General features: G+C 47.7%; 18 protein-coding genes. 7 read left to right on the top strand and 11 right to left on the bottom strand.

Annotated elements, in window-relative coordinates:
- Nucleotides 1–216 precede the first annotated feature (216 nt).
- The 4 genes from ACYVI9_RS06115 to ACYVI9_RS06100 all read left to right on the top strand — a co-directional run bounded on the left by ACYVI9_RS06115 (nt 217) and on the right by ACYVI9_RS06100 (nt 3,970).
- Nucleotides 217–1,428, top strand: a complete 1,212-nt coding sequence (locus ACYVI9_RS06115; RefSeq protein WP_460762049.1) for a PepSY-associated TM helix domain-containing protein — start codon at nt 217–219, stop codon at nt 1,426–1,428.
- Between the two features lie 155 nt (nt 1,429–1,583).
- Entirely contained in the window at nt 1,584–2,492 is a 909-nt protein-coding gene (gene accD, locus ACYVI9_RS06110; protein ID WP_460762047.1) for an acetyl-CoA carboxylase, carboxyltransferase subunit beta, read from the top strand.
- Between the two features lie 66 nt (nt 2,493–2,558).
- Nucleotides 2,559–3,005 (top strand): SsrA-binding protein SmpB, encoded by a 447-nt coding sequence (gene smpB / locus ACYVI9_RS06105; RefSeq protein WP_460762044.1) that lies wholly within the window; start codon nt 2,559–2,561, stop codon nt 3,003–3,005.
- Between the two features lie 236 nt (nt 3,006–3,241).
- Nucleotides 3,242–3,970, top strand: coding sequence for a DUF481 domain-containing protein (locus tag ACYVI9_RS06100; RefSeq protein WP_460762041.1), 729 nt, complete (start codon nt 3,242–3,244; stop codon nt 3,968–3,970).
- 17 nt (nt 3,971–3,987) lie between these two features.
- On the opposite strand, the gene ACYVI9_RS06095 is transcribed toward ACYVI9_RS06100, so the two are convergent.
- The 8 genes from ACYVI9_RS06095 to prfB form a co-directional block, all read right to left on the bottom strand.
- On the bottom strand, nt 3,988–4,635 hold the full coding sequence (locus tag ACYVI9_RS06095) for an MgtC/SapB family protein (RefSeq protein ID WP_460762038.1): 648 nt from the start codon (nt 4,633–4,635) through the stop codon (nt 3,988–3,990).
- Between the two features lie 17 nt (nt 4,636–4,652).
- Nucleotides 4,653–7,184 carry a DNA gyrase/topoisomerase IV subunit A gene (locus ACYVI9_RS06090; protein WP_460762035.1) on the bottom strand — a complete coding sequence of 844 codons (2,532 nt, stop codon included), beginning with the start codon at nt 7,182–7,184 and terminating at the stop codon, nt 4,653–4,655.
- A 32-nt stretch (nt 7,185–7,216) separates the two neighbouring features.
- Nucleotides 7,217–7,606, bottom strand: a complete 390-nt coding sequence (locus ACYVI9_RS06085; RefSeq protein WP_460762032.1) for a DUF4260 domain-containing protein — start codon at nt 7,604–7,606, stop codon at nt 7,217–7,219.
- Nucleotides 7,607–7,619: 13 nt separating this feature from the next.
- Entirely contained in the window at nt 7,620–8,471 is an 852-nt protein-coding gene (locus ACYVI9_RS06080; RefSeq protein ID WP_460762028.1) for a DUF1835 domain-containing protein, read from the bottom strand.
- An 87-nt stretch (nt 8,472–8,558) separates the two neighbouring features.
- Nucleotides 8,559–10,493, bottom strand: coding sequence for a DNA topoisomerase IV subunit B (locus ACYVI9_RS06075; protein WP_460762025.1), 1,935 nt, complete (start codon nt 10,491–10,493; stop codon nt 8,559–8,561).
- 197 nt (nt 10,494–10,690) lie between these two features.
- Nucleotides 10,691–11,218, bottom strand: coding sequence for a bifunctional pyr operon transcriptional regulator/uracil phosphoribosyltransferase PyrR (pyrR, locus tag ACYVI9_RS06070; RefSeq protein ID WP_460762022.1), 528 nt, complete (start codon nt 11,216–11,218; stop codon nt 10,691–10,693).
- A gap of 161 nt (nt 11,219–11,379) precedes the next feature.
- Nucleotides 11,380–13,011, bottom strand: coding sequence for an L-glutamate gamma-semialdehyde dehydrogenase (gene pruA, locus ACYVI9_RS06065; protein ID WP_460762019.1), 1,632 nt, complete (start codon nt 13,009–13,011; stop codon nt 11,380–11,382).
- 189 nt (nt 13,012–13,200) lie between these two features.
- Nucleotides 13,201–14,308, bottom strand: a protein-coding gene (gene prfB / locus ACYVI9_RS06060) for a peptide chain release factor 2 (protein WP_460762016.1) whose coding sequence is annotated in 2 segments (ribosomal slippage) — nt 13,201–14,247 and nt 14,249–14,308 — 1,107 coding nt in all. Because the reading frame shifts where the segments join, the coding sequence is not laid out codon by codon here.
- Between the two features lie 196 nt (nt 14,309–14,504).
- Between prfB and ACYVI9_RS06055 the strand changes: the two genes are divergently transcribed.
- Both ACYVI9_RS06055 and ACYVI9_RS06050 read left to right on the top strand, forming a co-directional pair.
- Nucleotides 14,505–17,342, top strand: coding sequence for a PAS domain S-box protein (locus ACYVI9_RS06055; RefSeq protein WP_460762013.1), 2,838 nt, complete (start codon nt 14,505–14,507; stop codon nt 17,340–17,342).
- Nucleotides 17,342–17,740 carry a response regulator gene (locus ACYVI9_RS06050; protein ID WP_460762010.1) on the top strand — a complete coding sequence of 133 codons (399 nt, stop codon included), beginning with the start codon at nt 17,342–17,344 and terminating at the stop codon, nt 17,738–17,740. Before ACYVI9_RS06055 ends, ACYVI9_RS06050 begins: the two co-directional genes overlap by 1 nt.
- Before the next feature lie 11 nt (nt 17,741–17,751).
- Here ACYVI9_RS06050 and ACYVI9_RS06045 read toward each other — a convergent pair whose 3' ends face one another.
- Together ACYVI9_RS06045 and odhB are read right to left on the bottom strand one after the other, a co-directional pair.
- Nucleotides 17,752–18,897 (bottom strand): RsmB/NOP family class I SAM-dependent RNA methyltransferase, encoded by a 1,146-nt coding sequence (locus ACYVI9_RS06045; RefSeq protein ID WP_460762007.1) that lies wholly within the window; start codon nt 18,895–18,897, stop codon nt 17,752–17,754.
- Between the two features lie 239 nt (nt 18,898–19,136).
- A complete protein-coding gene (gene odhB, locus ACYVI9_RS06040; protein ID WP_460762004.1) occupies nt 19,137–20,705 on the bottom strand; it encodes a 2-oxoglutarate dehydrogenase complex dihydrolipoyllysine-residue succinyltransferase in 1,569 nt (522 codons plus the stop codon).
- Between the two features lie 266 nt (nt 20,706–20,971).
- Here odhB and ACYVI9_RS06035 point away from each other — a divergent pair, with 266 nt between their 5' ends.
- Nucleotides 20,972–21,619 carry a response regulator transcription factor gene (locus ACYVI9_RS06035; protein WP_460762001.1) on the top strand — a complete coding sequence of 216 codons (648 nt, stop codon included), beginning with the start codon at nt 20,972–20,974 and terminating at the stop codon, nt 21,617–21,619.
- A 156-nt stretch (nt 21,620–21,775) separates the two neighbouring features.
- Here the strand turns inward: ACYVI9_RS06035 and ACYVI9_RS06030 are convergent, their stop codons facing one another.
- Nucleotides 21,776–24,538 carry a 2-oxoglutarate dehydrogenase E1 component gene (locus tag ACYVI9_RS06030; RefSeq protein WP_460761998.1) on the bottom strand — a complete coding sequence of 921 codons (2,763 nt, stop codon included), beginning with the start codon at nt 24,536–24,538 and terminating at the stop codon, nt 21,776–21,778.
- Nucleotides 24,539–24,545: the final 7 nt, after the last annotated feature.

The following is a 24,545-nucleotide window of genomic DNA, read 5'->3' as shown; positions in this document are numbered from 1 at the left end:
TATCCTAATAACATGTTTCTACATACCTGTTTATCCATTTCGTTTACAAGCCAATTACCGGGTCGGCCCTTTGCGCCACCTGGAAAAGAGGGCCCGGCAAAAACCCATGTGGCAAGCGCTGTTTTTGGGCCATCTCTCAGGAACCAGGGGCTTCAACCAGTTGTTGCTGAAGTTGCCCATAATCACTAATACTATCAAACCGAAATCAATTGATCCATGATGGGAAGAAAATCAGGGGGGGAAGCACCCAGAAAGCATAAGAAAAACAAGACTTTTGACAAAATCATAGCCTGGATTCATTTATGGCCCAGTTTAATTTCAGCGCTGATCCTTATCGTAGTTTGTCTGACGGGTACCATCGTCGTCTATTCAGACGAGATCATGGAACTTTCGGCCGGCAAGCATCGATTTGTAGAACAGGTGGGTGCTGAAAAGCTTTCCCCGGCAGCCATAGTGGCCAAATTCCAAGCGGCCTTTCCCGGAGAACGCAATCCGGGTTATATAGTCAGTTATAAAGATCCCAAAAGGGCGACCCGACTGAATATATTCAATCCGAAAGAAGGGCTTCGTATGGCCTATATGGACCCGTATACCGGCAAGATTCTGAAAGTGGATCCCACCATTCATTTCTTCTACGTGACCGCCCACCTGCATGCTGAACTCCTGAGTGGTGAAATCGGCCATTGGATCGTCGATATTGCGTCAATTATCTTTCTGATAGAGCTGATCACGGGGCTGATACTCTGGTGGCCGGCCAAATGGAACAAACACAATCGGGATGCCAGTTTTAAGATCAAATGGAAGGCTAAATTCAAGCGATTGAACTACGACCTGCATAATGTCATGGGGTTCTATGCACTGACCGTTTGTCTGATCCTTACGCTAACAGGTTTGATTATCGCTTTTAAACCGGTACAAAACCTCACCCTGAAAACTTTTGGTACTTCGGCAGCGGCCCACGAATGGGAACATGAGATCGAAGACGCAAGAACTGCCCCCGGCCACAACGCCCATTATGCAACCCTCGAAACCAGGCTTTTCGAAAAATATCCGGACAAGAAAGAAATTCAGATTTATACCTGGGACATGAACGACTCTTCCGCATATTATGTGATGAAAATCGCCAAAAGCATTGGGCTGAAAAGTGCCGAAAATGCCCAACGGATCTATGTGGATCAGCGTACGGGCCGCGAACTGCTCCCCCCGGCTTATGTCAACCGGCATAACAAAGTGGAAAATGCCTACTGGAACCTGCACATGGGTAAATGGATGGGACAGCTGGGCAAACTGCTGACTTTCCTGGGCGGACTGATCGCCACCAGCCTGCCTATCACCGGCTTCCTGATCTGGTGGGGACGACGCAGGAAAAAGAAAAAGACCAGCCTGCCTTCCCGCAAAATCCGGCAGGAAAACCCGGTTCTTACATAAATAGCCGTATCGCGGACCACCCGGACCCTATCGTTCCGGGTGGTAGCCGACCCGATATTCCGCCGGGAGCAGTCAGCAGTACGAATAATACACGGACAGCCGGAATGGAAAATTTTATGTAGGTTTGTGACCTTATCAAATCATATTCAGTTAATATGGCAGAACAGATAGAAGATTTTGATGCTGACCTGGCCGGCGAGCAGGGTAAGGACCAGAAATCGGGCTGGTTCAGGAGAATCAAAAAGGGTATCCTCACAAAAACTTCTGAAAAAAAAGAAACTCAGGAAGGGCTCTGGACCAAATGCCCCGAATGCAACTATATTTCTACACTGGCAGAATTAAAAGAACAATTATATGTTTGTCCGAAATGTGGTTATCACCACCGCCTGAACAGCAGCCAGTATTTCGAAGTGCTTTTTGATAACAATGAATACCAGGAGCTGTTTAATAATATCAAAAGCAAGGATTTTCTGGGCTTTACAGACCTGAAAGCCTATAAAAAGCGGCTGGAAGACATCGCAGCTAATTCCAATCTTTCGGATTCTATGCGGGTAGCAGTCGGTAAGGTGGATGGTCAGGAAATGGTGATCGCCAGTATGGATTTTGAATTTATCGGTGGTTCGCTGGGAAGTGTCATGGGCGAAAAATTTGCCCGCGCTGTGGATTATTGCATTCAGCATCGCCTGCCTTATGTCCTTATCAGTAAAAGCGGTGGTGCCCGGATGATGGAAAGTGCCTTCTCCCTGATGCAGATGGCCAAGACCAGCGGTAAACTCTCTCAGTTAAGTGATGCCCGGTTGCCTTATATTTCCCTTCTAACGGACCCCACTTTCGGAGGTGTTTCGGCATCCTTTGCGATGCTCGGGGATCTGAATATTGCCGAACCCGGCGCCCTGATCGGATTTGCCGGCCCCCGTGTTATTAAGGAAACGATCAAAAAAGACCTGCCGGAAGGTTTCCAGCGCAGTGAATTTCTGCTGGAACACGGCTTCCTTGATTTCATCGTCAACCGTCATGATTTAAAAAAGAAACTTGCGCAGGTCATCTACCTGTTCGGACATTAAAATCCCCGGCCGCCAGTTCCTGCAACTACCCGCGGCACGCAGCAGTCAATATCAGAAATAGAGGCTATGGCCGCATCCATTTCCATAAAGAACCGGTCCGCATTTCATGAATATTTTGTGGATAGCACTTATGTGTGTGGCATGGTATTGCTGGGCACTGAAGTCAAGTCCCTGCGCGAAGGTCGGGCCAGCTTTAATGACAGTTATTGCTTTCTTCATAAAGGGGAGCTCTGGATTAAAGGATTGCACATAGCCCCCTATTCTCATGGCACCGTCAATAACCACGATGCCGACAGGGACCGGAAACTCCTGTTACAGAAAAGAGAAATCCGTAAAATAGCCGCCCAGCTCAAAGAAAAGGGCTTCACGCTCATCCCCTTGAAGATCTTTATGAACGACCGGAATTTTATCAAACTGGAAATTGGTTTGGGCAAGGGCAAAAAACTCTATGATAAAAGGGAAAGTCTGAAACAAAAAGAACTGGACCGGGAAATGAAGCGGTATCTTAAATAGATAGGCGGATCCTGTCCATCTGCACTTCCTCCAACCCGGCCCGGCGCTTTTCCGGGTTTTGAAGTGCCAATCCGCTTCGCTCCCGGCTGGCGGCCTGTTTTCTTTTACTAATTTTACCGCCGTGGCAACAGACCACTTTCACCGAATCTCCGGTTCGGGACTGAACCCCTCAGCGATGCAACGATCCACTGTATTTTAGGTTCCGGCATCTCGACCTTAACTGAAATAATTAAATAATGAAAATTATTATTTGCTTTATCGGCCTATTGACCAGCTTTCATGCCTGGGCCCAAAAAGCCGATACGGTTTCCGCTTCTTTAAAACTGAGCGCGACGGGCTCACTGAATAAGACCAATGATGGCACCTCCTATTTGCTCAACAATAATTTGAGTTTTGGCGCCCGCAAAGGCAGGAGCGCCCTGAACCTGAATGCAGCCTGGCTCTATGGCGGCACGCCTGAAAAACGGACCAATAGTGATATTGCGCTCAGCAGCAATGTCAACCTTTATCGATCGGGCTCGGAGTTTTATTACTGGGGCTTGCTGAACTATACCAGCAGTTATTCCCTCAATATTAAAAGCCAGGGACAACTGGGTATTGGTGTGGCCTATAACCTGCTGAACAAAAAAAATATCTGGCTCAATATCAGCGATGGGATCCTGGGTGAGCGCAGTCGTATCATTGAAACTGACAGCAGTATCGTTAGCTACCAGACCATCCGGAACTCACTGCGCATCCAGTTTCAGTATCTGCTGGCAGAGCGACTGCAATTCAGAACCAGTAATTACTTTCAACCTTCTTTCGAGCAGATCAGTGACCATATCCTCTCTAGTGATTCAGAGCTCAGTTATTCGATCTGGAAGGGTTTGAGTATGGCTTCCCGATTCACGTATAATAAAATCGGCCGCACGGGCAAGCAAAACCTGATTTTCACCTATGGGCTTTCCTACCTGCACCAGTTCTGAATGGTGTTGTTGACTTATTACAGTTCGAAACGCTCAATGCGCTTCTCTTCAATCAGGAAAGCCTCCAACTGCGGAAGCCTTGTTGTGACGACCATAATATCCAGGCTGACAATCAGTTTATCGGGATAAGATTCCAGTTTCAGCTCTTCCACCCGGTAGGAAAGCTGCCGGATTTTTTCAATGATCTGGCCTTTGAGCTGCCAGCTGTTCTGCGGCAGGACCATAACGAGTACTTTATTGGTTTTTCCGGAAAACAGGGCCAGATTCAGGTAGCGGCTTGTATAAACTATCAGCATACAGGCCAGCAGAAAGACCGCCGCCAGGAATATTTCTCCGTAACCGATGGCCATGCCGATGGCGGCGGCAATCCATATAACACTGGCTGTAGTCAGGCCGGACACATTATGGCCATCCTTGAAAATGACCCCTGCCCCCAGAAAGCCCACGCCCGCCACCACATAGGAGGCGATCCGCGCCCCATCTGTAAACTGGTTACCACTTTTTAGGGACAGTACGGTAAACAGACAGGCGCCCAGACAGATCACACTGATGGTCTTAATGCCCGCCGCCTTATCTTTCAGTTCCCGTTCCAGACCCAGAATCAGGCCCGCTATCAGTGCAAATAGCGCTTTATAAATATCGTCCGGTTCCAATACATACTGCATGGCTATTATTTTAGTCCTTATTCAAACAACTCCTGTTGCGCGGTGGGTCGGCTACCTTCCACCCATTGCATTTCTACGGATTTGGAATAATCCGTGAGCTTGGCGCCTACAGCTTTCCAGCCCATTACTTCCGTCACTTTGGCCAACTTAAATTTTGCACTTCGCACCTGAGCGCCCTTACCACTCTGTACCTGCAAGACCGGCTCTTCTGCAGTGGTGGCACATTCCAGGTAATTATTTTTCCCCTCCTTGATAAAGAGGAATTTCGATTTCAGGGTGGATGTTTCGATTTTGAATCGTTTTACATTATACTGCAGTTTGTCCATGTCCGCATAGACGGCAGTAATGATCTTTTCGGCATCAAACCTTTCTATCACCAGTACTTTCTCAGGATCAAATTTCTGGGTCATTTCCTGATCGGTTATTTCATAATAGCCGTCGCTGTAAATGACAAGCAGTTGATCTGCCGGTTCAAACATGCCTAAAAAACTGCCTTTTTCTTCTGTATTCAGCCGACCGAACTTATCATCGAACCAAAGCTTCTTTCCACTCAGTGTAGCGCGTCCTGCTTCCTTGAACTTGACTGTTTTTATGGGATACTTGGACACCTGATTACCCATGCTGCCGCGTCCCTTAATAGCAAGTTCTTCAAAATAAAAATCAAATTCCTTGATGCGGGCACTGCTATTGGGACTTAAAATTATTTTAACTACTTCGGCCTCTCCGTTGGGATTGATGGTAAAATAATGAACCTTACTTTTCTCATCGCCCTTGGTTAGATCATATACCTTGTCCCGTGTTACACTCGTCACATTGAACCGCTTCGCGTAACTGACACCTGATTTGCCGTCCGCATAAATCATATTGTAAGTGGTTCGTTCATCATTTTTCTGAAATACTGCGGCATGAATAATATCCTTTCCGATAAAAGTCTTGTCGGCAACCTTGATCACTTTCATGATGCCCCGCTTGGTAAAAACGATGATATCATCCAGATCGGAACATTCAAAAAGCAATTCATCTTTTTTCAGTCCGGTACCGATAAATCCGCCACTACGATCTGCGTATAATTTGGTATTGGCCATCACGACGTGCTTCGCTTCAATCACTTCAAACTGACGAATCTCGGTTTTACGTTCCCGGCCTTTACCATACTTCTTCAACAGGTTCTCAAAATAAGCAATCGCAAAGTCCACCAGATGGCCCAGGTCATGTTTTACGGCTCTTATTTCGGCTTCCAGATTCTTAATCTGCTCCTGCAACTCATGAATGTCCAGGCGGTAAATACGACGTACCGGTTTCTCGGTCAGCTTGAGTATATCTTCGCGGGTAATTTCCCGTTTTAGCTTCTTTTTAAACGGATCAAAAGCTTTGTCGATGGCGGCGATGACTTTGTCCCAACTGTCATGTTTCTTCTCCAGCTCTTTGTATATTTTTTCTTCGAAGAAAATTTTCTCCAGAGAAGTATAATGCCATTTTTCGTTGAGCTCCGCCAGCCTGATCTGCAGTTCTTTTTCGAGCAGGTCCTTGGTATGGTCCGCCGATTGCTTGAGCAGTTCCTGTACCGATAGAAACTGTGGTTTGGGATGATCATCTTCTCCCTTCACGATCACACAGGCATTGGGCGAAACGGATATCTCGCAAGACGTAAATTTGTACAGTGCGTCGATGGTAATATCGGGAGAGATACCCGTCGGCAGGTCTACCTGTATTTCCACCACTGCCGCCGTGTTATCGGTAACTTTTTTAATCTTTATTTTTCCCTGGTCATTGGCTTTTACAATTGACTCGATCAGCTGGTCGGTCGTCACAGCGTAAGGCACGCTTTTAATCAACAGGGTTTTCTTATCCAGTTCTTCTATATGGGCCCGGACTTTGACCTTGCCGCCCCGCCGGCCCTGATGATAATCCGTCACATCAATCATACCACCTGTCTGAAAATCAGGAAAGATTTCAAATTTCCTGCCCTTCAGGTATTTGATCGATGCCTCAATCAGTTCACAGAAATTATGCGGCAGGATCTTGGTGGAAAGCCCCACAGCGATTCCTTCAGCCCCATGTGCCAGCACCAGCGGAAACTTCATAGGCAGGGTAATCGGCTCATTATTCCTTCCATCGTAACTCAACTGCCAATCAGTGGTTTTGGGATTGAAGGCGACGTCCAGGGCAAATTTGCTCAGGCGCGCCTCAATATATCGGGATGCCGCCGCATCATCACCGGTTTCGACATTACCCCAGTTACCCTGGGTATCGATCAGGAGGTTTTTCTGCCCCATGTTTACCAATGCATCCCGGATGCTCATATCACCATGGGGATGGTAAGACATCGTCTGCCCCACAATATTGGCCACTTTATGCAACCTCCCGTCATCCATTTGTTTCATGGCATGCAGGATCCGCCGCTGTACGGGTTTCAGGCCATCTTCAATGGCCGGAACGGCCCGTTCCAAAATCACATAGGAGGCATAATCCAGAAACCAGTTTTTAAACTGTCCCTGTATGCCACTATTATCACTCTGTTCTGCAAATGCTGCTTTATCTTCTTTCATCTTTTATATCCACGCTTTATCACTTTCAAATATTAGGAACCCTGACGGGTCGTTGTATCCTGGCTTCGGGATGCCGGACCAATAGGGCCCAGATGTGTATGACCGAAACCGGTTTGGTATTTCAGGCCATAACCCAGCAAACGGTCCAGGGAAGCATGTCCGAAAATAACCATACCTGCCTGTTGCAATATCAGGTTATTCAAATATACCCCCGTCAGAAAAACGCCGATAGCCACCCCTTTATGGTGTAGCAGATTATAGGCGACGGCGCCGGTGGTATTGCCCGCGAGGTAGCCCAGCATGCTGATATCCGGCCCCAGTAATAATAACAGATACCAGTACCAGGATGCATCGCTGTTCCATAACAGCACCAGGCTCAGCATCAGCATCATCAGCTCTTCCAGTTTTAAGACTATTTTCATATACCAAACGGTTTTAAGCTTCAGACTGTCCGGCTGACACCTCGGTTTCCTGCGCCTGTGCAGCGCCTTTTTTGATATCAAAACTTTTCCAGTCCTTATCGATATTACCTTCTGCCTGGATCCGTCCCGCTGCTATCAGGGTCTTAATCCGCCACATAATGAATACATCTCCCGTCCTGGGTTGAAGCCGATTCATTATATGCTGCAGGGCCCGGGAAACTTTTTGCCATTCTCCCGATAAATGTTTCAGTATCTCTGCATCATAAAAGGATGCCGGTTGACTGGCGATTTTCTTGCCGCCTTCAAGAATGCGCACCAGGGCATCCTCTTCCGACAACCTTTTCCACTCATCAGGGTCCACTTCATATTCACTAAGGGTGATCGGCCGGGCCAGCTTCTTGGCTTTAATAAATTCGCTGGGCTGGATTTCATGCAGCCAGGAGGGATAGAAAATCTGTCCCTTCTCATTGATAAAAGGCAGGTTGTTGAGATAGAGTATCATCACCCGCCCCTGGTAAGCGCGAAGTTGCGGCATCAGCCAGTAATATCCACAGACATCATGCTGGTTTTGTCCCATCCATATCCAGACTTCAGTTTCATGCTCTTCCTCCAGTTGCCGCTGCAATTGATGTACGGTCAGCCGATCGTCATTTACCGCATCCTGGTCTTTATAGGGACTGCCTTCCAGTAATTGCTGCCACCAGTCCCGACGGGCCTGGTAACCCGCAGGCTCGTCCAGTGCTGTCAAGGGCCCGACAGCATAATCATCCCGAATAAGTACTACAGGTCCGGAAAGTGTTTCATCCAGCTCCTGCACCTGTTGCATCAGCGCTATCTCCGCTTCATTAAAAACTATATGTATCATGTATCTTCTAATAATTTATTTAAGGATTTCTCCTGTGGGCTGCATCGCCGGCCGCAATGCCACAACAGAGCCATCCTATGTTTATCTTCAGGCAGCCGCTTCTTCTGTCAGTTCGACTTTACGTGCGGCCACTTCATCTTCCTGATCAATTTCCACCACCAGATTGTTAATAATAAATTCCTGTCGCTGGGCGGTATTTTTGCCCATATAATATTCCAGCAACTGTTGAATATGATCACCCTGTTCTACCCGCATCAGTTGTTTACGCATATCGGTGCTGATAAACTGGGCAAATTCTTCCGGACTGATTTCTCCCAGTCCTTTAAAACGGGTTACTTCAGGTTTACCGGTCAGTTTTTTTATCGCGGCTTTCTTTTCTGACTCACTATAACAGTAAATGGTGTCTTTTTTATCCCGTACCCGGAACAAGGGCGTTTCCAGTACGTATACTTTTTCCTGCTTGACCAGATCAGGGAAGAACTGCAGAAAGAAAGTCATGATCAGTAGTCGAATGTGCATCCCGTCGACATCAGCATCTGTGGCAATTACAATATTATTGTAGCGCAGTCCTTCCATACCCTCTTCAATGTTAAGGGCGTGCTGCAACAGATTGAATTCCTCGTTCTCATAGACCACTTTCTTTGTCAATCCGAAAGCGTTCAGGGGTTTACCCCGTAAACTGAAAACAGCCTGTGTCTCCACATTTCTGGCCTTTGTGATCGAACCGCTGGCGCTATCACCCTCCGTGATAAAAATCGTGGTTTCCTGCTGCTTCTCCATAAACTCCTGTTTCCCTTTTGCGGGAGGGTCTTCGTTAAGATGATAGCGACAATCACGCAATTTACGGTTGTGCAGGTTCGCTTTCTTGGCCCGCTCATTTGCCAGCTTCTTGATACCCGCCAGGTCCTTCCTTTCGCGTTCACTTTGTTCAATACGCTTTTTCAGGGCTTCGGCGGTCTTTGGATTTTTATGCAGGTAATTGTCCAGTTCGCGGCTCAGGAAATCAGCCATAAACTGACGCATGCTGGGTCCGTTGATATCTACGTTCTGAGAGCCCAGTTTGGTCTTGGTCTGACTTTCGAATACCGGCTCTACGACCCGGACGCTGATGGCTGCGACAATGCCGGTACGGATATCTGACGTATCGTAATCCTTCTTATAAAAATCCCGGATGGTTTTTACAAACGCTTCCCGAAAAGCCTGCTGATGGGTCCCACCCTGGGTGGTATGCTGCCCGTTGACAAAACTGTAAAGTTCTTCCCCGTATTCATTGGCATGGGTCAGTGAGATTTCAATATCGTTGCCTTTCAGGTGTATGATGGGATAACGGATCTCGTCCGGATTGGTTTTCCTTTCCAACAGGTCGAGTAATCCGTTGCGGCTGATATAGGATTTACCGTTAAAAAGTACTTTCAGTCCCGCATTCAGAAAACAATAGTTCCAGATCAGGTTTTCCAGAAATTCATGGTGATACTTAAAATTCTTAAACACGGTATCGTCAGGGATAAAATGCACCAGGGTGCCATTGGCTTCGGTGGTTTTTTTCTCCTTGTGTTCGGTCACCAGTACGCCTCTTTCGAATTCAGCGGTTTTCTCCTTCTGATCCCTTACGGACACGACTTTGAAATAATTACTCAGGGCATTGACCGCCTTGGTACCCACGCCGTTCAGACCAACTGATTTCTGAAAGGCCCGACTGTCATACTTGGCCCCGGTATTGATTTTACTTACCACGTCGACGACCTTACCGAGCGGTATTCCCCTCCCGTAGTCTCTGACCGTCACCATTTTCCCATCAATTGTCAACTCAATGGTTTTGCCATAACCCATGGTGTATTCATCAATACAATTATCCATCACCTCTTTGACCAGCACATAAATGCCATCATCGGGGCTGTTGCCGTCGCCGAGCTTACCGATATACATGCCCGGGCGTAAGCGGATATGTTCTTTCCAGTCAAGACTCCTGATACTGTCTTCATCATAATCCGAGCCCGGGTTGCTGAGTTTCTCCTTTGCCATATATCAACTCCTTTTATTAAATCACTTTAAATTAATCATTTATACCATAGCCATCGCTACTTCGCAACTATGTTGCAGCTCCGGCAGCAAGACAATGCAATCAGCCTGCTGCGCTGCCGGCCGGTCCGGCAAATATAATCAAACTCAACCCCAACCGGTATTTGGGATTTATGCACAATATGTGAAAAAACAGGCGTTCAGCCTTCGGTGATGGTCACTTCGTCCGCCGGACTGTTTTCTTTCCAGCGGACCAGTACTTTCTGGGTTTCAAAGGAATCTATATAGCTGCCAACATAGTCGGCCTGTATGGGGAATTCCCGGCTATAGCGGCGATCGATCAGCACACAGAGGGCTACCCGGGCCGGACGACCGAAATCCAGCAGGGCATCCATGGCGGCGCGAATGGTACGGCCGGTAAACAGTACGTCATCGATCAATACGACCGTCTTATCCTGGATGCTAAAGGGAATATCAGTTTCATTGGCTTTATGCAAGACCTGTCTTACATCATCCCGGTAAAAAGTTATATCCAGTTTACCATAAGGCAATCGAACCTCACCGGTCAGCTGGCAGATTTCCGCATAAATCCGGTCGGAGAGAAATATACCTCTGGGCTGCAGACCGATCAGCACCAGATCGGACAGATTCATTTGATTTTCAATAATCTGCCGGGCCAGACGTTTTATGGTAATGGCAATATGCCGTTCATTCAGTATCGACTTCAAGCGACTTCAATTTAGGGTTCATATTTCCGGCCCGCTGCTTACTGTACAGGGCACCGTCATTCACCGCATCAGGGACGCAGAAGCCTCCCTTCAACAGGTTTTGATGCTCCAAATATAACACCAAAGATCCATCTCTGAAATTTAAGTCCTGCCGTACCAGCTTATTCGGAGGCCAGGAAGGGATACCGGTAATCCGTCGGGGGATTAAAGGTTTCCTTAATGGTCCGGGCACTGAGCCAGCGGTACAGGTTCAACATGGAACCGGCCTTATCATTGGTGCCGGATGCCCGGGCACCGCCGAAAGGTTGCTGGCCGACTACTGCACCGGTGGGCTTGTCATTGATATAAAAGTTACCAGCTGCATGGGACAGTTTACGGGTCGCCAGTTCTACTGCAGCACGGTTGGTGGCAATCACTGCTCCTGTCAGTGCATAAGGGGAAGTCCTGTCTACCAGTTCCAGTGTTTTCTCAAACTGGGCGGCCGGATAAACATGCAGGGTGAGTACGGGACCAAAGATTTCCTCGCACATGGTGACATAATGCGGATCTGTAACTTCCAGTACGGTAGGTTCAATAAAATAGCCGGTTTTTTTGGAGCATCCGCCCCCGGCCAGCAGGCTGACACCTTTGGCTTTTTTGGCCTGATCGATATATTTTTTTATTTTATCAAAAGAGCGTTCGTCAATCACCGCATTAATAAAATTGGAAAAATCTTCTACGGTTCCCATCTTCAGACTTTTCAAATCCGCCACCAGACGCTTTTTTACTTCTTTGGCAATATTGGATGGTATATAAGCCCGCGAAGCAGCGGAACATTTTTGTCCCTGGAACTCAAAAGCACCCCGCAATAAAGCGGTAGCAACTACCTGGGGATCAGCTGATTTATGGGCGATCACAAAATCCTTGCCGCCGGTTTCTCCCACAATACGCGGATAGCTCCGGTACTTACCCATATTCTTGCCAATCGTTTCCCACATCGTATTGAAAACGCCGGTGGAACCTGTAAAATGCACCCCCGCAAAATCTTTGTGATTAAATACTACTGAACCCATCATAGGGCCGTCTACATAGATCAGGTTAATCACGCCGTCAGGCAGACCGGCTTCTTTCAGAATGCGCATCAGCATCTGAGCAGAATAGACCTGGGTATGGGCCGGCTTCCAGACCACGACATTGCCACACATGGCAGCCGAAGTTGGCAGGTTGCCACCGATGGCCGTAAAATTGAAAGGTGTTACCGCCAGTACAAATCCTTCCAGCGGTCGCCATTCCATCCGATTATGTGTACCCGGCGCATTCTTTGGCTGCTGGCTATAAATCTCATTAAGAAAATGAACATTGAAACGCAGAAAATCTATGAGCTCACAGGCACTGTCAATTTCGGCCTGGTAGGCATTTTTACTCTGGCCCAGCATGGTGGTGCCATTCATGTAACTGCGGTATTTGGTGGCGATCAGGTCGGCAGCTTTCAGGAAAATACCGGCCCGGTTCTCCCAACTCATGGCCGCCCAGCTTTCCCTGGCTTTCAAAGCAGCCTCAATGGCCTGTACGACATGTTTTTTCTCCCCTTCATGAAAATATCCCAGCACATGGCTGTGTTCATGGGGTGGTCGCATGGCTACTTTCTTTCCGGTGCGGATCTCCTGACCTCCAATGTACATCGGCACATCCGCCTCAGCAGCCTTCAGTGTTGCCAGGGTCGCCTGAAGCTGCAGTCGTTCTGCACTCCCTGGTGCATAATTTAATACGGGTTCATTGGCCGGAAGCGGGTACGAAAAATTTCCCTGATGCATATCTCAATATTTTAAGTGACGCGTTCTGATATTAGGCACTGCCCGTCAGGCAGTACAATTGCAAAGAAAAGCAATCAATGCCAGAACCGCTCGTCGAAGGCCGGACTGAGTTAATTCAGGATAATTAAAGGTTAATATTTGTTTAGCGGCCCCAGCGGGAGACGTAAATTCTCCGGAAGGAGACAGCGACTAAGCGGCGCCGTCTGAACTTTCCACATCAGTTCCACTCATCAGGTAGGCCTTGATAAAACCGTCCAGCTCACCGTCCATCACAGGTTGCACATTCCCCACCTCATAATCCGTACGGTGGTCTTTGATCATTTTATAAGGATGAAACACATAGCTGCGGATCTGACTGCCCCATTCGATTTTTTTCTTGCTGGCATTGGTAGCGTCCTTCAGGGCTTCCCGGCGCCTCAATTCTTCCTCATACAGTCGGCTCTTCAACATCTGCATGGCTTTTTCCCGGTTGCCCAACTGGGTACGTTCTGTCTGACATATCACAACAATACCTGTCGGGATATGGGTCAACATCACCTTGGTTTCCACTTTGTTAACATTCTGCCCACCGGCACCGCCGCTACGCGCGGTCTCCATTTTCACTTCGCTGTCTTTAATATCTATCTCGATGGAATCGTCCACTAGCGGATAAACAAATACGGAAGCAAAGGATGTATGACGACGGGCATTGCTGTCAAAAGGAGAGATCCGGACCAGGCGGTGCACACCGCTTTCCGCTTTCAGAAAACCATAGGCAAAAGGGCCGTCAAACTGCAGGGTCGCCGTTTTAATACCGGCGCCGTCTCCCCACTGCCAGTCCAACTCCGTTACTTTCCAGCCATTCTTTTCGCCGTACATCCGATACATCCGGGCCAGCATTTCAGCCCAATCCTGACTTTCCGTACCACCGGCGCCTGAATTGATTTGTAATACAGCCGGTAATTCATCCTCAGGCTCATTGAGGGAACTTTTAAATTCGGCATCGTCCAGGGCGCCCAGGGCTTTGTCATAAGCCTCCTGGGTCTCCGCTTCCGAAGCATCGCCGGATTTAAAGAAATCAAAAAGCACCGCGAAATCTTCGACGGCAGTTTCAACTTCTTTAAACAGCTGAATCCAGTATTCGTTGGTCTTGATATCTTTAAGGATCGCAGTGGCACGCTGATTGTCATCCCAAAATCCCGGGCTCAGCGAAAGTTGCCTGTCCTGCTCTAATTTCTGCTGACGATTAGTGACGTCAAAGAAACCTCCTTATCCCGAGAACGCGGGACCGCATATCCTGTAATTTTTCGATTGTCATACCCGCAAAAATAGGGACAATTCAGCTAAGAAATTCAAGTAAATCCGCGTAAGACAACGCCTTTCCCGAATCCGTTCAGCCCTGGCGTAATTGACAAATAATTAACTATCTTTAACCTGCTGTCTGCCCTTGGCCGGGACGGTGAGAATTCTGTACTTTTAAAATCTTATCAAAAACTGAAACATCGGACCTCGGGATGAAAACTGCAGCGAAACAAGGTAACGATCTTATCAATCAATCGCCCTTCCTGTTTGGAATACTGGTGACGGCGATTCTTTTTTCCACTTCCGTATTCGTTATTGGTCTGAGAAAAGACACCAGCCTCTCTGCCAACCAACTTGAACTTTCCAGAAAAAGTGATGAAATCAGTCAGCGCTTCAGTGCCTATTTCAATGAACTATACAGCTCGCTGGTCATGGTGGCCCGGATCGTGGATGCCGACGGAAATGTGAATAATTTCAAAGCTACAGCCAAAGAAGTCCGTCAACTTAATCCACATATTCACTATGTCACACTCTCGCCGGATGCCGTCATACGCTATACCTATCCGGCCTCACTGCGTTCACTGAATAAAGATATCCTCACCGCCACCACCCTCGAGGAACAGGCCACAGCCAAAGCCACCCTGACTTCCAAACAAATTGTACTTTCCGGCCCTTTCCGAACCTTTGATAACGACAGTGCCGTTGTGGCCCGGATGCCCATATATCTGAAAGGTGAGTTCTGGGGCTTTACCAGTGTGTTGGTACAGTTGAAAGATGCCATCAAAACCATCATCCTATCGGATGAAGACAGTAGTCGCTATGTTTACCATATTTCCCATACCGGGCTCACCGATAAAAAAGAAACTTTTTTTTACAATGGCACCCCCGATCTTTCCCGAAAGGATTTTAATGTGGAAACAATCCCCAATATTAACTGGAAACTATACATCGTACCCCGAAAGCGGGCTTATAATCCCAGTCTGCTGCCGGTTATTCTGAGTTTTTTAGGCTCCATACTGCTGGGGGTGATTGCCAAAAAATGGTTTGAACGGCCATTTCGACTTCAATCACTGTTACTGGAGAAAGAACGGGGAATCGCTGCCGTCGAACACCAGTTTGCAGCGATTTTTGAAGACTCCCCCATTGGTCTGGCTATTATTGACAATGCCAGCGGTCATATTACAGTCACCAACAAAAAGTTTTGCAATATTTTCGGCTACGAGAAAGCCGACATTCTTTCCGGCATCCGTATGAGAAGTCTGGTGCCAAGGCAGGTATACTGGGAGGTCACCCGGCAGCTACCGGCACTGATCAGCGGGCAGAAATCAGAAATCAATATTGACTACAGGCATACCAAGGAAAACGGAGAAACGATAACCACCTACGCCCGGATCTTCCTGCTCGATCATAATAACCGTGACAATATCCGCTATGTGATTTCAGCTGAAGATATTACGGAGCGTGTCAGAGCCGAAGAGAAAATCAGGGAGTCCGACAAAAGATACCAGCTGTTGTTTAATGAATCGCCGGTCTCCTTATGGGAAGAGGATTTCTCGGCTGTCGTGGCGCAATTGCGCTTTGACGGCCTGATGGGACAACCACAGGCCCGGGTCCTAAAATACTTTCGCGAAAATCCAGACGCTACCATGGAATACATGAAATTGGTCCGGGTCACGGCATTTAATGACGAATGTGTGCGTCAGCATAAAGCCTTGAACAAAGAAGACCTGATGCAGAATTTCATGCAGTATATCATGACCGCCGAAACCCAAACCGTCACCCAGAAAATTCTGGCTGCTATCTGTGCAGGAAAACATCAGTTTCAATCGGAAAGTACTTTCAGGGACCGCTTTGGGGCCCTCGGTAACTCCTTGTTGAAATGGCAGGTGATTCCGGGTCATGAACATAACTACGATCATGTTATTCTGACGACCTCCGATGTGACCGATCTGAAGCGTTCCAAGGCACAACTCGAATCTGCAACGATCCGATTGCAATCCTTACTGGACCATATCAATGGGATTGTCTGGGCGGCAGATCCCGCGACATTACTGTATACCTTTTCCAGCAGAAAAGCGGTTACCATCACCGGTCAAAAACAGGCAAAATGGCTTGGCAAATCTGTATTGAAAAGAGACTTTTTGCACCCCGAGGATCTGGAAAGAATATTGCCGGAACTGGAAGACCATTTGAGGAAAAACAAGCATTATGAAAGTCAGTTTCGGGTGAAGACCTGGGACAACAAAACGAAGTGGTATCGGGAAACTATTGATTGTATCCGGGAAAACAGTTACGGCCCGGGTGTCATAATCGGCGTGATGATTGATATCACCGATTTGAGAAATTCGGAACAGCAGCTGGCTGAATCGCTGGATATTCTGCGGGAACAGAATAAACGGCTCATGAATTTCTCCTATATTGTATCGCATAACCTGCGTTCTCACGTGAGCAATATGAGCTCGCTGTGTGACCTGATCAATGCTTCGAATGATGAGGCAGAAAAAGGCGAACTGATTGCCGCGCTGATCAGTGTTTCCGGCATCCTGCACACCACCATGCAGGGGCTGAACGAAGTCGTAAACATTCATTCCCAACTGGATTACACAAAACACCGGCTTTCCCTGAAAACGGTAATCGACCATACGATAAAAATTCTGCAGGATAAAATCCGGGCCAAGGAAGCGATTGTCCTAAATAATGTCCCCGAAGATGTTGTGATTGACTATAATAAATCGTACCTTGAAAGCATTATCCTAAACCTTATATCAAATGCGATTAAGTATAGCAAGCCCCAGACATTTCCCCTTGTTAGCTTAACATATGCCGAAGAGAATATGGAAAGAGTACTGATCATCAAAGACAATGGCATTGGTATTGATATGGAGCAAAATGGCCAGAAACTGTTTGGCCTGTTCAAAACCTTTACCCATAACCCTGATTCCAAAGGCATCGGGCTGTATATTACCAAGAACCAGGTAGAAGCCATGGGTGGCAGGATTGAAGTAGAAAGTCAACCGGAAAAAGGATCGACATTTAAAATTTACTTTTAATGAGCAGCTCCAAAAAAATATTGGTGGTTGATGATGATCCCATTTTCAGGCTGATCGCAAAAAAGCTGCTGGAGAAAAGTCATCTGTTTGATGAAATTGTCTTTCAGGAAAACGGACTGGAAGCAATGAAATACCTGAAATCCCTGAATCCTCCCGATAAATTACCCGACATCATTCTGTTGGACATTGAAATGCCGATCATGAATGGTTGGAGTTTTCTGGAAAATTACCAGCAATTGCCTCAGCAGCAAAGGCAGGACATCTCGGTTTATACAGTAAGTTCTTCCATTGCACTGGAAGATAAAAACAAAGCGGCCTCTTTTCCGGATATTAAGTCTTATATAACCAAGCCTTTAACATTGGAAATTGTAATGCAATTGGCGGAAGGCCAGCTGTAAGTCCGGGCGGACTACGAAGGCTGCTGTAACAGCGCAGAAAATAAAGTATCCGCTTTTTTCCGATAACCATCCAACAGCATCTGTTGCCGAAGTACGAGTCCCCGTTCCTGCAAAAACCCGGTCTGCGCCTCATTTTCCTGTTGAAACACCGAACAGGTGATATACAGCAGATAACCGCCGGGATTCAGATATCGTATAATATGGTTCAGGATTGACTGCTGCATGCTTGCATATCTTTCGATGGCCACGGGATCAAAATAACAGAGTTGTTCAGGTGTCCTGGACCAGGTACCACTGCCCGTACAGGGCACATCGGCGATAATCAGATCAAAACCCCGCTTAAAATGCATTTTTGTCGCATCTCCTGTCCGGGCGGAATAGGAAACGATACCAGCCTGCCCGAACCTTTTTCTCAGATTGGCCATAATGGAGGGGCGGATATCAGAGACGGTCAGCTCCATGGGTCCCAGCAGGTCTGAGACCATCAGGGCTTTGCCTCCGCTGGCGGCACAGCAATCCCAGACGCGCGGCTTCCCAACGGAAAAAGCGGCCAGTTGCTTGAGTACGCCCGCAGTCTGCTGAGAACTCAAATCCTGTATTACTACCTGGCGATTGAGTTCCAGGTTATCGGGCAGCGCCGATGCATTGGGCAGCCGAACTGTGGCACCTTCCTGATCATAATCCAGTCCGGCTTGGTCCAGTGCACCCGTTACCTGTTCTTCAAAGCCGGGCCGGATCCTTAAAAATAAATCAGGCTGATGCAGGTGAGAGGCTTCAAAAGCAATAGGATCTATGGCAGCACTCAATGCTTTTTTCCAGGGAAAAATCCGCGCTGGTGCTGCCGTCGGCAATTCGTAACTGTCCATGATAGCCGACCATTCCGCCAACTGTGCCGGTTGACTGAGTTGCAACCCTTTCAATATTCTGGCAGCCCCGCCCAGTCCGGGATAGGCAGCGCCCAGCCGGAAACTGCAGTAACAGAGCATGCTAATCCGACGCCGGTCCCGGCTGCCGTACTTTTTATGTTGCGAAAAATAGGCTTTTATAAAATGTGAAAAAGGAAGACCACCATCATAGACGTCCAGCAAATCAACTGCCGTACGTAAATGCGCCAGCAGGTGCTTATCCGGCGAATGGGTATTATCGAATGACATCATTGATTAAAAAATGGTCCGTTAACATCAGCGGCCATTACCAGACGGGTACGGGCATTGACTGAACAACCAGACAACCAGAAATTGTTTAGCTTCCCAGGTCACAAGAACCTGCGTATTTCCCCGGAAACCGAATGTCCTGCCGTCGCTCCCTACTGTACCCGCAAGCGCCTTATGCGCACTTTGCGCCGTAAACCTGAGACTTAAAGTCTTTTGAGTTTACGGCAGGTTTCATACATTTTTTACAGTTCCAGTAATGATTTTATCGGATCTTTCTGGATTAAGAGTAGTTCCGGATGTTCAAGCAGCTCCTTAACTCTTACCAGGAAGCTCACGGACTCGCGGCCATCAATGATCCGGTGATCATAGCTCAAAGCTACATACATCATTGGTCGGATCACCACCTGGCCCTTGACTGCTACCGGACGTTCAATTATATTATGCATGCCCAGGATGGCACTTTGAGGTATATTGATAATGGGTGTGCTCAGCATGGAGCCGAAAACACCGCCATTGGTTATCGTAAATGTCCCGCCGCTCAGATCCTCTGCGGTCAGTTTGCTATTTTTCGCCTTGGTTGCCAGTTCGATAACCGCTTTTTCAATTTCAGCCATTCCCAGACTTTCCACATTCCGGATTACCGGCACGGTCAGTCCCCGGGGGGTGCTTACGGCGATGCTGATATCCACATAATCGTGGTACAGTATCTGGTCGCCATCGATATAGGCGTTTACGGTAGGCCATTCGGACAGGGCGATGGCACAGGCTTTAGAGAAAAAACTCATGAATCCGAGTCCCACACCATGAATCTCCTTGAATTTATTCTTATACAGGGCCCGAATATCCATGATCGGCTGCATATCTACTTCATTAAAAGTAGTCAGCATGGCCGTGGAATTCTTGGCTTCCACCAGTCGACGGCTAATCGTTTTCCGCAGACTGGTCATTTTTTCCTTTCTATCATTACGGCTGAATAAATCCCCACCGTCAAAGGAACGCCGGCCGGCGTTGGCAATAGCGGCCAGCACATCTTCTTTAATGATCTTACCCGAAAAGCCAGAAGCTTTAACGGTTTTGGGATCCACTTTCTTATCAGCCAGTATGGCCGAGGCAACCGGTGTGGCTTTCATATCAGTGGCAGGCGCAGGGGTTCCTGTCGCAGCCGGAGCTTTTTCACTACCCGCTGCTGTTGGAGGTTTTGCCGCAGCCGTTTTGGCCGGTTTTCCCTTGGTTTCCTGAATAAGGGCAATCGCGTCTCCGATTTTCAGCGTATCTCCTTCCTTGGCTTTTGTCTTCAGGATTCCGGACAATTCTGCATTCACCTCAAAAGTCGCCTTTTCACTTTCCAGTTCGGCCAATACTTCATCCCGTTCCACATAGTCGCCACTGTTTTTATTCCATTTCAGCAATGTGACTTCGCTGATCGATTCTCCTACGGTCGGTATGGTCACTTCCACTTCCTTGCCTGTAGGTTCGAGGCTACCGGCGTCTTCCGTCGCTTCGGCCGGTGGTTCCGATGATGGTGCTGCGGGCGCAGCATTGGGCTTCTGCTCCGCTGCTGTTGCCGGTTTCGCAGCCGTCTCATCGATACTGCCAATGATATCTCCAATCTGTATGGTGTCTCCTTCCTGTACGGAAGTGGTCAGCAGACCGGCTTTCTCGGCATTCACTTCAAAAGTCGCTTTTTCGCTTTCCAGCTCGGCAACAACTTCATCCCGATCCACATAATCGCCGGAATTTTTTACCCATCTCAGTAGGGTAACTTCACTAATTGACTCCCCCACAGTGGGCACTTTGATATCAATAGCCATATATCGGTTAAATCTATTTAAAAATAATAGGCGGCAAATTACGCAAAAAAAAGCGAACCGCATTGGCTTTTTCGCTGGCACAGTACCGCATTGACCGCAGGCGGGAAGCCGGTTCGTCTCCGTCGGTGACCGCATTAGGGAAGACTTTCCATCCCGGACATTTCCCCCGGACGATCCCATTTCCCGGGATTGTCCGTCCGGGTTGGAAAACATCCCTTAAATTAGGGATTAAAAACCAATTGGCTATAAACTATCTTTGAATCAAGATGAATAATGAACGAATAAAAGTGGCTGTTTTTGATGATAACGCTTACCGGCGGGAAAGCCTGTGTATGTTGATTAATTCATCGTCAAAAATGCACTGTACGGGCACTTTCTTTGATTGTAGCAATGTAATCAACGATGTAAAAAAATCAGCGCCGGATGTCGTTATGATGGACATTGACATGCCCAATGTCAATGGCATTGAAGGGGTCAAACTGATTCGGATAAATTTCCCGAAAGTCCAGGTATTGATGCAAACCGTGTTTGAGGATGATGACAAAATATTTGCCTCGATATGCGCCGGTGCGTCTGGTTATATCCTGAAAAAGTCCAGTCCTGCCCAGATCTTACAAGCGGTAGAAGATGTATATAATGGTGATGCTGCGATGACCGCTTCTATTGCACGTAAAGTACTGACAGCTTTCCAGAAAAATGTCTTTTATGAGAACAACCAGGAGATTTCACTGACACCGCGCGAAAGAGAAGTACTGGGATTCCTGGTAAAAGGGTATAGCCACAAGATGGTGGCTTCGGCCTGTGGTCTCAGCATCCATACCGTTAATACCCATATCAAGAAAATATACGAAAAACTTCAGGTCAATTCAGTTGCAGAGGCGGTTGTCAAAGCGCTGAAGCAGAAACTTATTTAAAGATCTCATGTTTAGTTTTGAATATAAGAGGGCGGAATTTCTATTCCGCCCGAAACTTTTTACGGCTGCATTGCGCCGCCCCATGAAACCGGATGAAGCCTGCGGGGTTCTTTAAAAGCCGGGTCATAGCTTGCTTCAGATCGCGGTGACCTGCATTTAGATGGTAAACGCTGTATTGACGATTTCCTCCTGTTCCGCTTTGTGGACTTTCATAAATCCGGAAGCGGTGGAGGCGCTGGCTTTGCGGCCGATGATACCATAATTGATATGCTTCAGGTTCATTTGCAGGAAAGAGGCAGCACCCATATTCAGGGGTTCTTCCTGTACCCAATACCAAACAGCATTGCGGTATTTATTATAAAGTGCTTCCAACTGTTTGGTCGGCAAAGGATATATCTGTTCCAGCCGGACAATAGCCACATCGCTGCGGTTGTCTTTGGTTTGTCGATCCAGTAAATCAAAATATACTTTACCGCTGCAGAACAGGACTTTCTTCACTTCCGACGCTTTTACCATTTCGTCATCGATGATTTCCCGGAATCCCCCCTGGGTAAATTCCTCCTTATTGGAATAGGTGCCCGGATGGCGAAGGTTGGCCTTGGGCGCAAAATTGATCAGGGGTTTTCGGAAGGGCCAGGCCAACTGACGCCTCAAGGCGTGGAAATAGTTTGATGCCGTTGTAATATTGGTTACAACAATATTGAGTTCGGCACAGGCAATCAGGAAGCGTTCCATCCGGGCGCTGCTGTGCTCGGGCCCCTGCCCCTCATAACCATGGGGCAGCAACATGATCACACCGCTCATACGGTTCCACTTCTGTTCCGCTCCGGTAATGAACTGATCGATGATCGTCTGCGCCCCGTTGACGAAATCTCCGAATTGTGCTTCCCAGAGTACCAGTGCATTGGGCGTAGCCAGTGAATATCCATATTCAAATCCGAGCACGGCATTTTCACTGAGCAGTGAATTATACATCCGGATTTTACCTGCCGCGTCCTGGATATTGTCCAGCCGGTTATAAGGCTGGTTGGTTTTCTCATCGGTCAGAATACAATGTCTTGAACTAAAAGTGCCGCGCCCCACGTCCTGACCACTCATTCTGACGTCGGCGCCATCCAACATGACAGAACCAAATGCCAGCAGTTCCGCGGTAGCCCAGTCAATCTGTTGTGCGGTCTCGAATAATTTAATTTTATCACGGAGAATTTTCTCCACCTTCCTCAGAGGAGTAAATCCTTCGGGAACGGTCATGATCGCATCAAAAACCTTTTTCAGATCGCCGGAACTGATTCCTGTATCAGGACTTTTTTCAAAATCCTCTTCTGTCGCCTTTCTCAATTGTTTCCAGAGAAGTTCCGGCGTCTGATAGGTGTAGGGAAGCGGCTTCTGTTTCACATCGTCCAGCCTGTCCTGCAGATCAGCCCAGAATTTTGTCTCCATCTCCTTGGCCAGCTCCTTCGCATCCTCTTCACCATGGTCCAACAGGTATTTGACATAGACTTCCCTTGGATTGGGATGTTTATCGATCAGGGAATACATGGAAGGCTGGGTAAACTTGGGATCATCTCCTTCATTGTGACCGTGCTTGCGGTAGCAAACCATATCGATAAATACGTCATCATGGAATTCGCTGCGATAGCGGGTAGCGATTTCGACACATTTTACCACGGCTTCAGGGTCATCACCGTTTACATGAAATACGGGACTCTGGGTCATAGCGGCCAGTGAGGTGCAATAATTGGCACTCCGCGCGTCTTCAAAATCCGTTGTAAATCCAATCTGGTTATTGATCACAAAATGGATGGTTCCACCTACGGCATACCCTTCCAGTTTGGACATTTGTAAGAGTTCATAAATAACTCCCTGGCCGGCAATGGCGGCATCTCCATGAATCAGGATCGGAATTACCTTATCGTAAACCGCATCGTGCAGGTTATTTGCACTGCTTCTGGCAAATCCGGCGACAACAGGATCTACGGCTTCCAGATGGGATGGATTGGGCATCAGTTTCAGGTACATTTTGTCACCGTCAGCTGAAGTGACTTCACTGCCGTATCCCAGGTGATATTTTACATCACCACTGCCCATGGTCTGGGTGACTTCACCCGTCCCTTCAAATTCGCTGAATATCTGTTCGTAGGTTTTGCCCAGTATATTAGCCAGCACATTCAGGCGGCCGCGGTGCGCCATGCCAATCACCACTTCCTTCACGTCCAGTGCAGCAGCCGTGTTAATAATGGCATCGAGGGCCGGAATGGTGGTCTCCCCACCTTCCAGCGAAAATCGCTTCTGGCCGACATATTTCGTATGCAGAAATTTCTCAAACATCACCCCCTGATTGAGTTTCTCCAGAATTCTTTTTTTCTTTTCAATCGGCAGCGGTCTGGAAAAATTCTGTTCAATTTCCCGGGTGATCCAGTCTACTCTTTTCTGATCACTGATATATTTAAATTCCACCCCCACATGACCTGCGTACCAGTCACTAAGGTGCTCAAAAATATTCCGTAAGGTGGTGGTACCCAAGCCGATCAGGTTGCCGGCCTCAAATTCCATATCCAGGTCTGCGTCTCCGAGTCCATAAAATGAAAGTTCCACATTGGGTTTGCGGTCTTTACGTTTTTTGATGGGGTTGGTATTGGCCAGTAAATGACCTTTGTTCCGGTATCCAAGGATTAACCGGTAGACAGCCAGTTCCCGCCGCCAGTCGTTTTTCCCCCCTGCTGGTGCCGCTACTGCCACCCCATTGGTTTTTGCCGCAGTTCCATTGGCAGTGGCCAGCCCATTGCCCATGGCAAAATCAAATCCCTCAAAAAATTTTCTGAGGTCCTGGTCTACACTTTGAGGGTCAGCAACAAACTCCTTATACATATTTTCAATAAACTCGGGAGAAGAACCAGTGATATAAGAGAAATCTTTCATTGTAGAT

The organism is Niabella terrae (genome assembly GCF_054783135.1).
The sequence above is the reverse complement of the archived record's forward strand: the minus strand, read 5'-3'. Positions and strand labels throughout refer to the sequence as shown.